Annotated in this window: 15 protein-coding genes and 4 tRNA genes; 9 read left to right on the forward strand and 10 right to left on the reverse strand. The window is 77.2% G+C overall.

Annotation, left to right across the window (positions count from 1 at the left end; all coding sequences use genetic code 11):
* The 3 genes from ACYVKY_RS20615 to ACYVKY_RS20625 all read right to left on the reverse strand — a co-directional run.
* Window positions 1–1,155, reverse strand: a 1,155-nt coding sequence (locus tag ACYVKY_RS20615) for a glycosyltransferase family 2 protein (protein WP_460436861.1), incomplete at its 3' end; no start/stop codon positions are given.
* Entirely contained in the window at window positions 1,152–2,171 is a 1,020-nt protein-coding gene (locus ACYVKY_RS20620; RefSeq protein ID WP_460436862.1) for a hypothetical protein, read from the reverse strand. The genes ACYVKY_RS20620 and ACYVKY_RS20615, both read right to left, overlap by 4 nt.
* Window positions 2,168–3,076, reverse strand: coding sequence for a WcbI family polysaccharide biosynthesis putative acetyltransferase (locus tag ACYVKY_RS20625; protein WP_460436863.1), 909 nt, complete (start codon window positions 3,074–3,076; stop codon window positions 2,168–2,170). Before ACYVKY_RS20625 ends, ACYVKY_RS20620 begins: the two co-directional genes overlap by 4 nt.
* Window positions 3,077–3,333: 257 nt before the next feature.
* On the opposite strand from ACYVKY_RS20625, the gene ACYVKY_RS20630 reads away from it, so the two are divergent.
* Window positions 3,334–4,461 carry a glycosyltransferase family protein gene (locus ACYVKY_RS20630; protein WP_460436864.1) on the forward strand — a complete coding sequence of 376 codons (1,128 nt, stop codon included), beginning with the start codon at window positions 3,334–3,336 and terminating at the stop codon, window positions 4,459–4,461.
* 7 nt (window positions 4,462–4,468) lie between these two features.
* On the opposite strand, the gene ACYVKY_RS20635 is transcribed toward ACYVKY_RS20630, so the two are convergent.
* The 3 genes from ACYVKY_RS20635 to ACYVKY_RS20645 are packed head-to-tail and all read right to left on the reverse strand — an operon-like array spanning window position 4,469 to window position 7,370.
* The gene (locus tag ACYVKY_RS20635; protein ID WP_460436865.1) at window positions 4,469–5,326 is read right to left on the reverse strand and encodes a glycosyltransferase family 2 protein; all 858 of its coding nucleotides are present in this window, start codon (window positions 5,324–5,326) and stop codon (window positions 4,469–4,471) included.
* Window positions 5,323–6,339 carry a glycosyltransferase gene (locus ACYVKY_RS20640; RefSeq protein WP_460436866.1) on the reverse strand — a complete coding sequence of 339 codons (1,017 nt, stop codon included), beginning with the start codon at window positions 6,337–6,339 and terminating at the stop codon, window positions 5,323–5,325. Before ACYVKY_RS20640 ends, ACYVKY_RS20635 begins: the two co-directional genes overlap by 4 nt.
* Window positions 6,336–7,370, reverse strand: a complete 1,035-nt coding sequence (locus tag ACYVKY_RS20645) for a glycosyltransferase family protein (protein WP_460436867.1) — start codon at window positions 7,368–7,370, stop codon at window positions 6,336–6,338. Before ACYVKY_RS20645 ends, ACYVKY_RS20640 begins: the two co-directional genes overlap by 4 nt.
* A gap of 131 nt (window positions 7,371–7,501) precedes the next feature.
* On the opposite strand from ACYVKY_RS20645, the gene ACYVKY_RS20650 reads away from it, so the two are divergent.
* The 3 genes from ACYVKY_RS20650 to ACYVKY_RS20660 all read left to right on the forward strand — a co-directional run bounded on the left by ACYVKY_RS20650 (window position 7,502) and on the right by ACYVKY_RS20660 (window position 10,418).
* Window positions 7,502–8,308, forward strand: coding sequence for an alpha/beta fold hydrolase (locus ACYVKY_RS20650; protein ID WP_460436868.1), 807 nt, complete (start codon window positions 7,502–7,504; stop codon window positions 8,306–8,308).
* Complete coding sequence (locus tag ACYVKY_RS20655) at window positions 8,301–9,968, forward strand: SpoIIE family protein phosphatase (protein WP_460436869.1); 1,668 nt, start codon at window positions 8,301–8,303, stop codon at window positions 9,966–9,968. The genes ACYVKY_RS20650 and ACYVKY_RS20655 overlap by 8 nt, the downstream gene beginning before the upstream one ends.
* A gap of 114 nt (window positions 9,969–10,082) precedes the next feature.
* Window positions 10,083–10,418, forward strand: a complete 336-nt coding sequence (locus tag ACYVKY_RS20660) for a YtxH domain-containing protein (RefSeq protein WP_460436870.1) — start codon at window positions 10,083–10,085, stop codon at window positions 10,416–10,418.
* 53 nt (window positions 10,419–10,471) lie between these two features.
* Here the strand turns inward: ACYVKY_RS20660 and ACYVKY_RS20665 are convergent.
* From ACYVKY_RS20665 to ACYVKY_RS20675, 3 genes are all read right to left on the reverse strand, one after another.
* Window positions 10,472–10,546: transfer RNA gene (locus ACYVKY_RS20665), tRNA-Val, on the reverse strand.
* Window positions 10,547–10,575: 29 nt separating this feature from the next.
* Window positions 10,576–10,646: transfer RNA gene (locus ACYVKY_RS20670), tRNA-Cys, on the reverse strand.
* A 53-nt stretch (window positions 10,647–10,699) separates the two neighbouring features.
* Window positions 10,700–10,772, reverse strand: a tRNA-Gly gene (locus tag ACYVKY_RS20675).
* Window positions 10,773–10,902: 130 nt separating this feature from the next.
* Between ACYVKY_RS20675 and ACYVKY_RS20680 the strand changes: the two genes are divergently transcribed.
* The gene (locus ACYVKY_RS20680) at window positions 10,903–12,000 is read left to right on the forward strand and encodes a chorismate-binding protein (RefSeq protein ID WP_460436871.1); all 1,098 of its coding nucleotides are present in this window, start codon (window positions 10,903–10,905) and stop codon (window positions 11,998–12,000) included.
* 28 nt (window positions 12,001–12,028) lie between these two features.
* On the forward strand, window positions 12,029–12,862 hold the full coding sequence (locus ACYVKY_RS20685; protein WP_460436875.1) for an aminotransferase class IV: 834 nt from the start codon (window positions 12,029–12,031) through the stop codon (window positions 12,860–12,862).
* An 88-nt stretch (window positions 12,863–12,950) separates the two neighbouring features.
* Here ACYVKY_RS20685 and ACYVKY_RS20690 read toward each other — a convergent pair whose 3' ends face one another.
* Window positions 12,951–13,367 carry an SsgA family sporulation/cell division regulator gene (locus ACYVKY_RS20690; protein WP_460436872.1) on the reverse strand — a complete coding sequence of 139 codons (417 nt, stop codon included), beginning with the start codon at window positions 13,365–13,367 and terminating at the stop codon, window positions 12,951–12,953.
* A 272-nt stretch (window positions 13,368–13,639) separates the two neighbouring features.
* On the opposite strand from ACYVKY_RS20690, the gene ACYVKY_RS20695 reads away from it, so the two are divergent.
* From ACYVKY_RS20695 to ACYVKY_RS20705, 3 genes are all read left to right on the forward strand, one after another.
* Complete coding sequence (locus tag ACYVKY_RS20695) at window positions 13,640–14,194, forward strand: PGPGW domain-containing protein (RefSeq protein ID WP_460436873.1); 555 nt, start codon at window positions 13,640–13,642, stop codon at window positions 14,192–14,194.
* Between the two features lie 83 nt (window positions 14,195–14,277).
* Window positions 14,278–14,352, forward strand: a tRNA-Val gene (locus ACYVKY_RS20700).
* A gap of 79 nt (window positions 14,353–14,431) precedes the next feature.
* Window positions 14,432–15,204: CYTH domain-containing protein (locus tag ACYVKY_RS20705; protein ID WP_460436874.1), on the forward strand; the 773-nt coding region annotated here is incomplete at its 3' end.

The raw sequence follows: 15,204 nt of genomic DNA on the forward strand, positions 1-15,204 counted from the left end.
CGCGGTCTCGCGCGCCGCGAGCCGGTCGCGGCCGCGGGCGAGGTCGCGGGTGCGCGCGACCTGCACGCCGGGGAGCCGGCCGGGCCCGCCGGCGAGCACCTCGGCGAGCGGCACCTGCAGCTCGACCGGGCGCTCGACGTGCACCCGCCACGGCGCCCTGGTGGCCACCTCGGACGGGACGGGACCGCGGGCCACCCTGGCGTCGCCGGCCAGCGGGCCGTCGTCGAGCAGGCCGGTCCCGTCGGCCAACCAGACCCGCGCGTCCGGGCCGCCCGCCAGGAACGAGGCCACCACGAGCAGCGTGGCCTGCGGCGGCCAGCCCCGGTCGTCGACCTCGACCGCGCACCACGGGCGCGCGAAGGCGACCCCCGGCGGCCGCAGGGCGGGGGACGGCAACCGGCTCGCCAGCGCGAGCGCCTGCGCGGTCAGCACCTCGTGCAGGTCGACGTCGCGTCCTGCCAGGTCGGGCCCGTCGTGCCACGCGACCGCGTCGGGCACGTGCCGCAGGTCGGCGCCGCCGAGCCAGCAGCGGTGGGCGAGCTCCCAGTCCTCGCCGCCGTAGCCGGAGAACGACTCGTCGAAACCACCTGCGGTGTCCCAGGTCTCGCGCGTCAGGCTCATCACCGCGCTGATGACGTACCGGTACGACTCGTCGTCGGCCCGCCGGAGGTCGTCGCTGGCGCGGTAGGCGTCGACCAGCCAGCACGGGTCGTCGAGCGCGACCGGCTCCCGCTCGGCCGACCCGGCGAGCCAGGCGGCGACCTGCTCGGTGGTCCATCCCGCGAGGTCGACGTGCCGGCGCCGCCCGACCAGCACGGCGCGGGGTCCCAGGGTGGCCGCTGCGCGCAGGGTGGCGGACAGGTACCCGCGCGACGGCACCGTGTCGCCGTCGAGGAAGCACAGCAGCGGCCCGCCGGTCGCCGCGGCGCCGAGGTTGCGCGCGGCCCCGGCGCGGAACCCCCGGTCGTCCTGCCGGACCAGCCGCACCGCGTACGGCCGGTCGCCGACCACGGGCTCGACCGGCGAGCCGTCGTCGGCCACGACGACCTCGAACCGGTCGGCGGGCAGGTCCTGCAGGGCCAGGGCGGCCAGCACCCGGTCCAGGCCCGGCTGGTCGTCGTAGGTGCAGACGACGACCGAGACCTCGGGACTCACGCGGCCCACCGCAGCGCCAGCGCCTCGACCCGCCGACCGACCTCGGACGCGCCGGGGCCGAGCACCACCTCGTCGGCCAGCCAGGTGCGGGCGGGGTCGGCGAGCGCGGCGCGCAGGCCGGTGAGCAGGTCGTCGGTGGCGTCGACGGCGCCGGGCAGCCGGGTCGCGACCTCGTCCACGTACGGGTTGCGGGGCGCGAGCGGCCGGCGGCCCGCCGACATCCAGGTCCCGAGCGTCCCGGACGCCGACACGTGCTCGTGCGCGACCAGCGGCACGGCGGCGTGCGCGAGGTGCGCGGCCAGCTCGTCGTCCGGGACCCACCCGGTGCAGGTGAAGCGGCGCCCGAGCCGCCGGGCCCGGTCGGCCAGGTCGTCGACGAGGTGCTGGTGCCCGGGGGAGGCCGCGCCCAGGGCGAGCAGGCCGACGTCGGGGTCGAGCGCCGGCAGCGCCGCGAGGGCGGCCGCGTGCCCCTTGCCCGGGTAGACGAAGCCGAGGACGACGACGTCGCGCGGCGCCCCGGAGGTGCTCCCCGGGCGGCGGACGGCGCGGGCGTCCCGCTCGTGCACCAGGTGCGGCACGACCGCGACCCGGTCGGCGAGCGCCCCCGCGGCCTCGCCGACGACCGCGTGCAGCAGCCGGCGCTCGTGCTCGCTGCTCACCACCACCCCGCGCGCGGCGACGGCGGCGCGCGAGTAGCAGCGGACCCGGGCCGCGTGCGGCGTCCCGTCGGACGGCTGGGGCAGGTCGTGCAGCGTGAGCGTCAGCCGCACCTGCCGCGCGAGCCGCTCGACGACGGTGGCGGCCTCCTCGGGGTCGCGGCCCAGCAGGTGGTCGGTGAGGTGGAGGTGCACCGGCGCACCCGCCGGGAGCCGGCGCTGCAGCTCCGGCAGGTCGGCCGGGCGGACGCGGTGCGGCACCCGCACGACCCGGGCCCCGACGGCGCGGGCGCAGGTCAGGGCGTACCGGGTCACGCCGTGCTCGTCGGGACCGACGACCAGGTGGGTCACGGGGGTCATCGGGCCAGCACCTCCAGGGTGGCGGCGTACCGGTCCAGCCCGGCCTCCACGACGTCCGGACGCCGCCGGTACCAGTCGAGCTGGGCACGCACGACCTCGTCGTCGGGCACCGCGGTGCCGGCGACCACCCAGTCGGCACGGGTCGCTGCCTCGTCGAACCCGTTGGCGCGCAGCACGTCCGCCTCGACCGGGGCGAGCACCGACCCGAGCAGCGTGCGGCCGGGGTTGCTCGCCGACGGGTCGAGGCCGAGCCGCTCCTGCACCCGTCGGGCCAGGCCCACCAGGACGGGGTTGCCGGGGTGGTTGACCGTGTGCGCGGCGTCGGCACCGGCGGCCAGCAGCAGGTCGTCGACCGGGACGGCGCCGTGCCGCTCCTGGCGCCGCCGCATCTCGGCGAGCGAGCGCAGGCCGACCTCGCGCAGCGCGGCCGCGGACGGCCGGGGGAGCGGCCGGGCGGCGGCTCGCGCGAGGGTGCGCAGGTCGTGGTACGGCACCACCGGCGGGTCGCCCGCGCCCTCGACCCGCACGAGCCCCTGGAACGGGTGCAGCAGGTGGTGGCGGACGACGGGGACGACGACCGACCGCGCGCCCGGCGCAGCGGCGAGCACCTCGCGGGTGCCGACCGGCAGGCCGTGGTAGCGCTCGCGCACCGGTTGCGTCACCACCACCTCCGCCCGGGACAGCAGGTGCAGCAGGTGGTCGACGTCGCCCGGGACGAGCTCGTGCACCGGCGGCACGCGCACCGCCACCACGTCCGGGGCGTCGAGCAGGACGCGCAGCGACTCGGCCTGGCAGTTGCCGTGGACGACCAGCACCGGGCCGTCGTCGAGCGGCGCCAGGCCGTAGAAGGCGGCGTAGTGCAGGTCGCGCGGCGTCGGATCGTGGCGCAGCGTCTGGTGCGGCATGTCGTGCAGGGTCACTGGACACCTCTCCGTGCGCTGGGGCGCCGGCCGATGGAGCGGCCGTGGCAGGTGCAGCGGGGCACTCGGGAACGTAACCGGGCGCCGCGGCGGGCGCACGTCGGGGCGTCTCGGCGAGACGGGGGGCCCTCGACGTGGTTCCATCGCGGGACGGGCGCCCCCTGCGGCACCCGTCGCCCCGCGGGCACGGCCAAGCAACCGCCGACCGACCGCGGCGCGCACACACCCCGAGGTGTCCCCCTGTGACCGACGTCGCGCGCCGTCCGCTGCGCATCGCCGTGATCGGCCCGTCGCGCCACCCGCTCACCGAGCCCTTCGCCGGCGGCATGGAGTCGTTCGTGCACGGGCTGGTCACCGGTCTGCGCACCCGGGGGCACGCGGTGACGCTGTTCGCCGGCGCCGGCACGCCGGGCGCGGACCCGGACCACCCGCTCGACAGCGGCGGCTGGACGGCGAGCGAGCTCGCTCGCACCGACACCTCGATGCCGGCGCAGACCTTCCTCGCCGACCACCACCAGCACCTGGCGCTGATGCTCGCCCTCGCCGGCCCGCTCGGCGACCAGTTCGACGTGGTGCACAACCACTCGCTGCACCACCTGCCGGTGGCGATGTCCGCGGCGGTGCGCGCGCCCGTGGTGACGACGCTGCACACGCCGCCGACCCCGTGGCTCGAGTCGGCGCTCGCCCTCGGCGGCGAGGGCGTGGCGGCGTGGACGGCCGTGAGCCGCTCGACCGCCGCGCAGTGGACGCGTCTGCGGGGTCGGGTCCGGGTGGTGCGCAACGGCGTCGACGCCGCCGCCTGGCCGCTCGGGCCGGGCGGTGACCGCCTGGTCTGGTCCGGACGCCTGGTGCCCGAGAAGGCGCCGCACCTCGCGGTCGACGCCGCGCGCGCCGCCGGACGCGACCTCGTGCTGGCCGGTCCGGTGGGCGACGCCGCGTACGTCCGCGAGGTGCTGGCCCCGCGGCTCGGACGCGACGCCGTCCACGTCGGGCACCTGTCGCGCCCGGAGCTGGCGGCGCTGGTCGGGACGAGCGCCACGGCGCTGGTCACCCCCGTGTGGGAGGAGCCGTTCGGGCTCGTCGCGGCCGAGGCCGCGGCGTGCGGCACGCCGGTGGTGGCGTTCCGGCGGGGCGGGCTGCACGAGGTGGTGCGCCCCACGACCGGCCTGCTGGTGCCGCCCGACGACGTCGCCGCTTTGGCCCACGCCGTCCCGGCCGCGCTCGCGCTCGACCGCGCCGGGGTGCGCGACACGGCGGTGGCGGACCTGTCGGTGCGCAGGATGCTGGTCGAGTACGAACGGGTCTACCGCGAGGCCGTGGCGCGCCACCGCCGCGGCGCCAACCCGCTGCGGGCCGTCGCCCCCGCCTGACCGCCGCTCAGGTCGTGCGCCACCCGTGCGCGTGGTCGTGGACGAGCAGGCCGCGTGCCGCGAGCGCGTCGAGCCACCCCTGCATCGGGTACCACCCCCACTTGGCGTGGAACACGTTGGCGTTGCGGGCGATCGCCTCGGCGTGCCGGACCGGTGGGCTCTCGCTGTCGTGGTGCTGGTGGTGGGCGTCGGCGCCCCCGACCCACCACAGCGATCCACCCGCCCGCTGCACCTGGACGGCGAGGTCGGTGTCCTCCCCGCCGTACCCCACGAACGCCTCGTCGAAGCCGTCGACGAGCGCGAGCTCGGCGGCGGTCACCGCGAACGACAGCGACCAGAACAGCATCAGGTCGTCGCCGCGCACCACCTCGTCGGGCCCGGGCGCCGGGCGGGCCGCGTGCGGCGGCGCGGCGGCCAGGTGGGTCGGTCCGTAGTCCTCGCCGGGCGCGAGCGGAGGGAGGTAGCGCACCGTGCCGCAGAGCAGGCGCGGCGCGGGTCCGGGTGCGGTTCCGGACGACGCGACGTCGCCGTAGCGCCCCACCAGCCCCGGCGTGGGGATGCAGTCGACGTCGAGCAGGACGAGCACCTCGGCGCCCCGGTCGAGCGCGGCGGCGACGGCGAGGTTGCGCGCCGCCGCGAGCGGGAGCCCTCCCGCGGGCACGTCGACGTCGACGACCAGCCAGGGCCAGGGCGGGTCGAGGTCGGCCAGGACGTCCCTCACCGCGGGGTCGCCCATGGCGACCACGACCTGCACGTCCGGGTGCCTGGTGCCCACGCGCAGGCCCGCCACCAGCCTGCGCAGGTGGGCGTGGCGACCGTGCACGGTCGTCAGGACGGCGACGGGCGCACCGGGCGGCGCGCTCACCGGCGGTCCTCGCCGCGCGCGTGCGCCTCGATCGCCCGCGCCGCGACGTCGGCGCCGTCGCCCGGGCTCCAGCGCACCCAGCCGCCGCCACCGACCTCGCGCGCACGCGCCAGCAGGTCCGGCCACGCCTGCGGCTGCGGCCAGCCGTCCAGGGCCACGCACAGGCCCGCCTCCCGCAGCGTCCGCACGCGGTGCGCCTGCTCCTGGTGCGGACGCGGCTGCGCCACCACGATCGCCGGCCTGCGCGCCGCGGCGACCTCGGAGACGGCGTTCTGGCCGCCGTGCACGACCACGACGTCGGCGGCGAGCAGGTCCGGCCAGACGTCGTCGGACGCCCCGGGGCCGCCGGCGCGCACGACCCAGCGCCACCCGGGCGTCGCGTCCTGCGCGGCCCGCAGGTCGGCCTCGGGCACGGCGTCGCCGCCGCCCCCCCACAGCAGCAGCACGGTGCGGCCGTCGCGCCGGGTGCCAGCCGGCAGCGCGCGCGACCTCCCGTCGAAGCGCGACAGGGCCCCGGTGTGCACCATGGCGTGCTTCCACCGCGAGAACCCCTGCACGGGAGCGTCTTTCGGCCACGGCGCCAGCAGGAGGTCGGCTGCGTCGTAGGCGTGCCGGTGGGCGCGGTCGGTGCGGTCGCCCTGCATCGCGACCACGGCGACGGGCACGCCGAGCAGCCGCACCAGCAGCGTCACCTCCACCGACACGTCGACCACGACCAGCGACGGGCGCGTCCGCTCGACCCAGCGCACCACCGCGGCGCCGCGCCGCAGCAGCCCGTCGACGCCGAGCGGCGCCCAGTGCAGGGTGCCGCCGGCCGTCGGGTCGCGCGGTTCGCGGTCGTCGACGTCGAGCGGAAGCACGTCCCACCCGCCGGGCCAGCCGGGCGGGGGCGGTGCGGACGACAGCACGTGCGGCGGCTCGGCCAGGTGGCGCGCGACCGCCTCGAGCCGGTGCAGGTGCCCCCGGCCCTGGTGGTGGACGTACCACCCGACACCTCCGGTGCGCCCGCTCACGCCGTCCTCCGCAGCGCGCGCCGGTAGACCGCGTCGTGGTCGGCCGCCACCCGCAGCCGCTGGGCGACCCGGTGCGCAGCCGCCACGGGCGCCGCCGGCGCGGCGAGCGCCGCCCGCACCGCGTCGCGCAGCGAGCCGGTCACGGGCCCGTCCTGCCCGGTGCGGTACCGGTGCACGCGCGCCTGCTCGTGCCAGAAGCCGACGTCGGGTGCGACGACCGCGGTGCCCAGGTCGGCGCACAGCTCGACCATGCCCGAGTGCGTGCCGTGCCGGTAGGGGAGCACCAGCACGTCGAGCTCGCGCAGCCGCCGGTGCAGCTCGTCGTCGTCCCACGGGTCGTGCCGCACCAGCTCGACGCCCGCCTGCGCCGCGGCGCGCTCGACCGCCCCGAGGAGCGCGCGGCGCCGCTCGTCCGCCGGCGCCACGTCGCGGTGCAGGTGCACGCGGACCACCGCGTCGAGGTCCGGCAGCTCGTCGACCGCGGCGTGCACCGCCCGTTCGTCCACGTTGGTGCGCAGGCTCTTCAGGTGCATCCCGACCACCGGTCGGTGCCCGCGGGGCGGTCGGGCCGCACCGAGCTGCGCCAGCGGCAGCACGTGCGGGTGCGGCACCACGAGGGCCTCGCGCCCCCACCGCGACCGGACGACCGCCGCCGCGCCGGCCGTCAGCGTCAGCACCTCGTCGGCCCCGTCGACGAGCACCGCGAGCCGCTCCTCGTGGGCCTGCTGGTCCTCCTCGTGCGGGTTGCGCAGGTCGTGCACCGTCACCACGAGCGACCGGCCCGCCGCGCGCACGGCGTCGACGAGGTCGCGCAGCTCGGCGGGGGTGCGGTGCTCGAATCCGAAGTGCACGTGCAGGACGTCGAAGTCGCCCGCGTGCTCGCGCACCCAGTCCGCGCCGAGCGCCGCGTGCGGCCACCACACGCCGGCGGGGCGGCCCGCGACGACCGGGTCGGGCAGCCGGTGCACCCGCGGCCGGTCGGGGTCGTCGAGGTGCAGCACGTAGGGGTGCGCCGTGGGGACCGACGCCACGCGGACCGCCTGTCGCATCTGCCGTCCCTCCGACCCGTCGTCGCGCAGCCGTCCGGCGCACCGCTCGCGACGCTAACCGCCCCGTCCGCGGACCGCGCGACGAGGTCGGTGGGGGTGCCTATGCTGCCGCCATGACCCCGCTCGAGCGGCGGCACCACGTCGTCGCGTCCGGTCGTCCGGACGGGCAGCCGATGGTCCTCGTGAACGGGTTCGGCTGCGACCAGCGGATGTGGGACGAGGTCGTGCCCGCCCTCGAGCAGCGGTACCGGGTCGTCCGGTACGACCACCTCGGCTCGGGACGCTCCGACGCGTCGGCGTACGACCCGGTGCGCCACGCCTCGCTGCAGGGGTACGCCGACGACCTGCTCGCGGTGCTGCGGGGGCTCGACCTGCACGACGTCGTGGTGGTGGCGCACTCCGTCGCGTGCATGATGGCGGTGCTCGCCGGCGCCCGCGATCCCGAGCGGTTCTCGCGCCTGGTGCTGGTGGGGCCGTCGCCGCGCTACGTCGACGACGACGGGTACCGCGGCGGCTTCGCGCCCGAGGACGTCGACGAGCTGCTGCAGTCGCTCGACAGCAACTACCTGGGGTGGTCGGCGACCATGGCGCCGGTGATCGTGGGCAACCCCGACCGGCCGGAGCTGGCCCAGCGGCTCGAGAACAGCTTCTGCCGCACCGACCCGACCATCGCCCGGCAGTTCGCGGAGGTCACCTTCCGCTCCGACAACCGGACCGACCTGCCCGCGGTCGCCGTCCCGACCCTGGTCCTGCAGTGCAGCGACGACCCGCTTGCGCCCGAGTCGGTCGGGCGGTTCGTCGCGGAGCAGGTGCAGGACGGCGAGCTGGTGGTGCTGGCGGCGACGGGGCACTGCCCGCAGCTCAGCGCCCCGGAGGAGACGGTCGCGGCGATCACGCGGTTCCTGGAGCGGCGTGGCTGAGGCCCGCGCGGACGACGTCGTCGACCTCGTGCCGTGCGGGTACCTCACGACGACCGCCGACGGCCTGGTGCTGCGCGCGAACGACGAGCTGCTCGCGTGGACGGGGCGCGAGCGCGGGGAGCTCGAGGGGCGCGTCCGCTTCGTCGACCTGCTGACCCCCGGCAGCCGCATGTACCACGAGTCGCACTACGCGCCCCTGCTCCGCCTGCAGGGCGAGGTCCGCGAGGTCGCGCTGACCCTGCGGGGACCCGACGGCACCCGGCTGCCGTCGCTGGTGAGCTCCCGCGTCGTCGACGGGCTCGGCGGCGACGGCGAGCCGCTGGTCGTCACGGCGGTCTTCGCGGCCCGCGAGCGGCGGCGGTACGAGGAGGAGCTGCTGCAGGAGCGGCGCCGGGCCGACGCCGCGAGCGCCCACCTGGCGCGGATGCAGGAGACCGCCCTGCGGCTGGCGCTGGTCACCGGCCTGGCCGAGACCCAGATCGCCACGGTGCGGTCGGCCATCGGCGTCGGGCGCACCGCGGTGGCGGCGCTGTGGATGCCGGACCCCGACGGCTGGGGCACCAGCCTGCGCGCCCGCGCGACGGCCGCCGACGTCGAGCGTCCGACGGGCAGCGCTCCCGGTCCCGCCGGACGGCCTGCCGCCCCGGGCACCGGACCGGCGCCGGGCGTCCCCGTCGCCGACGACCTGGTCGTGCTGCCCTGGGTGGCGGCCAGGGCGCAGGTCCCGATCGTCGCGGACGCGCTGGCCACCCCCGACGAGGTGGTGGACGGCCCCCGGGCCGTGGTGCTCGTCCCGCTGCGCGACGGCCCCCGCCGGCTGGGGCTGCTCGCCTGCCGCCTCGACGACGCCGGTGACCTCGACGACGTCGAGGCGGACGGGCTGCGCATCCTCGCCCACCAGGCGGGCACGGCACTGGCCCGGGCGCTGCTGCACGACCAGCAGCGCGAGGCCGCCTCGACCCTGCAGCACCGGCTGCTGCCGGATCGGCTCCCCACCTCGGACCGCTACGCGCTCGCCCGCGTGTACGAGCCCGGGCTGGCCGGCGCGCAGGTCGGCGGCGACTGGTACGACGCGTACGCGCTCGACGAGCACCGGCTCGCCGTCGTGGTCGGCGACGTCGTCGGGCGAGGGCTCGAGGCCGCGGCGACCATGGGCCAGCTGCGCAGCGCGCTGCGGGCGGTCGCTCCCGGGGCGGGGGGTCCGGGCGAGGTGCTGAACCGCCTCGACCTGTTCGTCGACGCGGTCGGCGCCGGCCTGTGCTCGACGGTGGTGCTGGCGGTCCTCGACCTGCGCACGAGCACGTTGGCCTACGCCTGCGCGGGGCACCCGCCACCCCTGCTGCTGGATCCCGCCGGGGAGGTCCGGACGCTGTGGCAGGGCCGGTCGCTGCCGCTCGGTCTCGCGCCGGAGCAGCTGCGCGGGCACGCCGAGGTCCCGTTCCCAGCGGGCTCGACGCTCCTGCTCTACACCGACGGGCTCGTCGAGCGCCGCGGCGAGTCGCTGCCCGGGCGCCTCGACGAGCTGGCCGGGGTGCTGGCCGCGACCGCGGGGGACGACCCCCAGCGCCGCGTCGACACCGTCCGCGAGGCGATGCTCGGGCCGGTGCACACCGGCCTCGACGACGTCTGCCTGCTGGGGCTGACGACCACGCGGTCCTGACACACCGTCCTGACCGGGGTCCGCTGGTCGGTCGGATCGCCTCCTGAGGTGCGGCGGCGGGCCGACCGCGGTGGGATGGGGTGTCAGACGATCGGGCGACGGAAGGAGCGCACCATGCGCAGGCTGGTCTTCATCGCGGGGGTCGGGGTCGGGTACGTGCTCGGCTCGCGGGCCGGGCGACAGCAATACGAGCAGATCAAGGCCAAGGCGCAGCAGGCCTGGGGCCGCGACGACGTGCAGGAGAAGGTGCAGGCGGCGACGCAGGTCGTGAAGGAGCAGGCGCCGGTGGTCGCCGAGAAGGTCGGGCAGACCACGAAGGCGGCGGCCTCGGCCGTCCGCGAGCGGGTCGGCGGGTCCGAGGACCTTCCCGAGACGCTGCACCGCGGCACCGACGGCGAGCTGCACGCCGACACCAGCGGCTTCGGCCCGGGGGCGGGCAAGCTGCCGTAACCGCCTCTGGCACAGCAGAAGGCCCCAGGTCGCTGACCTGGGGCCTTCGTGCGTGGTGGGCGATACTGGGTTCGAACCAGTGACCTCTTCCGTGTCAAGGAAGCGCGCTACCGCTGCGCCAATCGCCCGTGCTGCACCGTGGTGCTGTGGTGCGTCGAGGTGGTGACGGGATTTGAACCCGTGTAGACGGCTTTGCAGGCCGTTGCCTCGCCTCTCGGCCACACCACCGTGAGACCGGCTGCCGGGCCCGGATGGGTCGTCCGAGGGCAGTTCCATCTCCGAGCGGACGACGGGATTCGAACCCGCGACCCTCACCTTGGCAAGGTGATGCTCTACCAGCTGAGCCACGTCCGCGTGCAGGTCGCGCCCGGGGGCGCGGTGCGACCGAAACAGTATCCGACGGGCTCACGGGCCGTCCAACCGGCTACCCGTGGGCGGGTCGCGGGCGGTGGGAGAAGCCTTCCCGCGGCGGTACCGTCGGCGCGTGCCGATCGTCCGGGAGCCCCGAGCGTGGTGGGGCGGTCGCCGTCTGACCGACCTGGTCGAGGTGGTCGACCTGGCCGCCGAGCCGCACGCCCTCGACCGTCCCGCGGCGGGCACCTGGGTGGTCACCGTCCCGTTCGAGGGCGGCGGAACCGCGCACCGGTTCGCGCGCTCGGTCGCCGGTCCGCCGTTCGTCGCGCGCGGCACCTGGCCGGCCCCGCAGGGGCAGTGGTCGACCTCGCTCGACGAGCCGGCCTACCTCGCCGGCGTCGAGGCGGTGCGCGACCTCGTCCGCGAGGGCGAGGTGTACCAGGTCAACCTGTGCCGGGTGCTGTCCACGCCGCTACCCGCCCGGGCCGACCCGTGGGCGCTCGCCGACCGCCTGGTCCGCGGCAACCCCGCCCCCTACGCCGGCGTGCTCGACACGGGCACCTCGTGGCTGGTGTCGGCGTCGCCCGAGCTCTACCTGCGCCGGCGCGGCGCGGTCGTCACCAGCGCGCCGATCAAGGGCACCGCGGCACCGGGCGAGCCGATGCTCGACAAGGACGTCGCCGAGAACGTGATGATCACCGACCTGGTGCGCAACGACCTGTCCCGCGCCTGCCTGCCCGGCACCGTGGCCGTCGACGCGCTGCTCGCCCGCGAGGAGCACCCCGGCCTGGCGCACCTGGTGTCGACGGTGTCCGGCCGGCTCCGGCCGGGTGCGGGGTGGCGGACGCTGCTGGACGCCACCGGGCCGCCCGGATCGGTCTCGGGTGCCCCGAAGTCGTCCGCGCTGCAGGCGATCTCGCGGCTCGAGCCGGTGCCGCGCGGACCGTACTGCGGCGGGCTGGGGTGGGTCGACGCCGCCACGGGCGACGGCGAGCTCGCCGTCGGCATCCGCACGTTCTGGTGGGAGCCGGACGCCGACGACCGCGGCACCGGCACGCTGCGGTTCGGCGCCGGGGCGGGCATCACCTGGGGCAGCGACCCCGCGGGCGAGTGGGCCGAGACCCGGCTCAAGGCGGCGCGGCTCGTCGGGCTCGCGTCGCAGGCTGCCAGGGTGGGGCGCGACCTGGCGCCGACGGGGCCCGGGGACCGAGCAGGGTGGAGGGACTGACGTGGACGACAGGCCCCGGGACGACGAGATCGTCGTGTGGACCGACGGGCGGCTGGTCGACGACGCCGCGCAGGCGCGCGTGCCCGCGCTCGACCACGGCCTCACCGTCGGTGACGGCGTGTTCGAGACCTGCAAGGTCACGCCCGCCGGCCCGTTCGCGCTGACCCGGCACCTGCGCCGCCTCGCGCGCTCGGCCGCGGGCCTCGGCCTCGAGGCGCCGGACGAGGCGCAGGTCCGCGCGGCGGTCGCCGAGGTGGTCGGGGTGAGGCCGGTGACGCTGGGCAGGTTGCGCATCACCTGGACGGCCGGTGCCGGACCGCTCGGCTCCGACCGGGTGCCGGGGGCCGGGACGCTCGTGGTGGCCCTCGCGCCGGCCCGCCCGTGGCCCGCGACGACGCGGGCGGCCGTCGTCCCGTGGGTGCGCAACGAGCGCGGTGCCACCGCCGGGCTGAAGACGACGTCCTACGCCGAGAACGTCGTCGCCCTGGCCCGCGCGCAGCGCGAGGGCGGGTCCGAGGCGCTGCTCGCCAACACCCGCGGGGAGCTGTGCGAGGGCACCGGCTCGAACGTGGCCGTCGTGGTCGACGACGAGCTGCTGACGCCGCCGCTGACGTCCGGCTGCCTGGCGGGCATCACCCGCGAGCTGCTGCTGGAGTGGGCGGCGCAGGAGGGGCTGGCGTGCCGCGAGCAGGACCTGCCGCTGGAGGTGCTCGACCGGGCACCCGCGGTGGTGCTGACGTCGTCGACCCGCGACGTGCAGGTGCTCGCCGGGATCGGCACCCGCGACCTCCCGGGCCACCCGCTCGCCGACGAGGCGTCCGCGCTGTTCGCGCGCCGGGCGGCCGAGGACCTCGACCCGTAGGTCCCGACCCCGGGACGTGGTGCGCCCCCGGTCCGACAGGCGGACCGGGGGCGACGGTGGTGGGGCGCCGGGCTGGTGGGGCCGGCTCTCAGGCGAGCAGCTCGGCCAGCGCCTGGTCGAGGTCGAGCACGGTGTGCTCGCGGCCGCGGGGGAGCACGTTCTCGCACAGGTCGACGAAGGCGCGGACCTCGTCGGCGTCGGCCTCGAGCTCGGCGGTGCCGTCGGGGGAGGCCAGGCCGATCACCAGGACGTCGCGGCCGGCGCGGCGGACGGGCTTGACCGTGACGTCGCCGTCGCCCTGCGGCCGGTCGAGGCCGTCGGCGAGCAGGTCGCGGGCGAACACCCAGGTGACCTCCTCGTCCGGACCCTGGAACGCGACGCTGACGGCGAACGGGTCGTCGACGCAGTAGCGCAGGTAGACGGGCAGGGGGAGCGACTGCTGCTGCGGGACCTGCAGGCGCAGCTCCATCGGTACGGCGACGGCGGCCCGGGGTGTGGGGCTCACGACTGTCCTCCATGCGCTGTGGTCGGGACTCTGGTCGGTGCGGGCGGCACCCCCGACCGGGTGGTGCCTCGACCTGTCAGGTACCCGTGGCGACGACCGCGAAACCTCGGCCTCGCGCGCGGAAGCGCCCGGATGTCCGGTATGCCGGGGGTGAACCGGGGCGATTCGGACAGGCGATTACGGCTCGTCACCCGACTGTGTACGCCCTGTGAGTGAGCGGTCACCCTCCGCACACGGGGGCGTGCACGGACGGCCGCACGTACGCTTGCTCCATGGACCGCAACGGCGCCGCCGCCGACGACCGGGTCGCCCCCTCCGGGCCCGTTCCGGTGCGCACGTCCGCGCCGCCGCCGCCCCCCGCGCCGACGCGGGGGGACGACGTCCCGCGGCACGACACCGTCTTCGTCGACGCCCACGAGGACCGCTGGGCCTGGCGCCGCAAGATCAAGGCCGACCCCACGCTGCGCAAGGTCTACCGCGGCGTCGTCGGGTTCGTCGGCGTCCTGCTCATGGTGGTCGCCGCCGGCATCGGGTGGCTGCCCGGTCCCGCCGGCATCCCGCTGTTCCTGCTGGGCCTGGCGATCCTCGCCAGCGAGTTCGACTGGGCGCACCGGTTGCTGCGGCGCGCGAAGCGGGAGGCCCGCCGCCTGGAGGAGCGGGCGCGCCGCCAGCCCCCCTGGGTGAAGTGGCTCGGCGGCGTGGGCACCGCGACCGGCGTCGCGCTGGTGGCGTGGGGCTACCTCGCGGTGCTCGGCGTGCCGGGCTGGTTCCCGGACGCCGTGGCGAACGCGCTGCTGCAGGTGCCTGCGGTCGAGCGGGCCGGCTGACACCACCTGGCAGGGCCTCGCGGGCGGGCGCGGAACCGGGGTGCGGAGCACCCCCGGCCATCGGGTACGGTTGTGCCCCGCACGGGCGATTGGCTCAGTGGTAGAGCGCCTCGTTCACACCGAGGAGGTCACTGGTTCGAACCCAGTATCGCCCACCAGCACGAAGGCCCCGACCGGTCCGGTCGGGGCCTTCGTCGTCCCCGCGCGCAGGTGGCCCGCCGACGCCACGATGGGGTGGTGGCCGACGAGCACCCCCAGCGCCAGGTCGAGCACGAGCGCACCTACGAGGTGCCGGACGGCGCCGTGGTGCCCGCCGGCGGCGGGGACGGCGAGGGCGCGCTCCGGGTGGGTGAGGTGCGCACCGTGCTGCTGCGCGCCGGCTACCTCGACACCGAGCGGCTCGACCTGCGGCGCCGCGGCGTCACGCTGCGCCGGCGCACCGGAGGCGACGACGAGGGCTGGCACCTCAAGGTCCCGGCCGGCACCGACCGGCGCCTCGAGGTGCGCCTGCCGCTCGGCGACGGGGGCGACGACGAGGTGCCGCAGGCGCTGCTCGACGAGGTGCGCGCCCTGGTCCGCGACCGCCCGCTGCGGCTCGTCGCCACGCTCACCACCGAGCGCACCGAGCACCACCTGCTGGACGCCGACGGGGCGCCGCTGGCGGTGGTCTGCGACGACCGGGTGGCGGCCGGGGTCGAGGGCGGTGCCGCGACGTCGTGGCGGGAGTGGGAGGTCGAGCTGGCCCCCGGTCGCGACGAGACCGACCTCGACGCCCTGGAGCGGGCCGTGCTCGCGGCCGGGGCCGGACGCAGCGACCAGCCGTCCAAGCTCGGACGCGTCCTGGCCCGCCCGCAGCCGCCCGATCCGCCGGACGAGGGCTCGGCCGGCGCGCTGCTGCACGCGCGGCTGACCGGCCTCGTCGCCGAGCTGCGCCGCCGCGACGCCGACGTCCGCGCGGGGCGCGACGAGGGCGTGCACCGGATGCGGGTCGCGGCCCGGCGGCTGCGGTC

Source organism: Angustibacter speluncae (genome assembly GCF_054777815.1).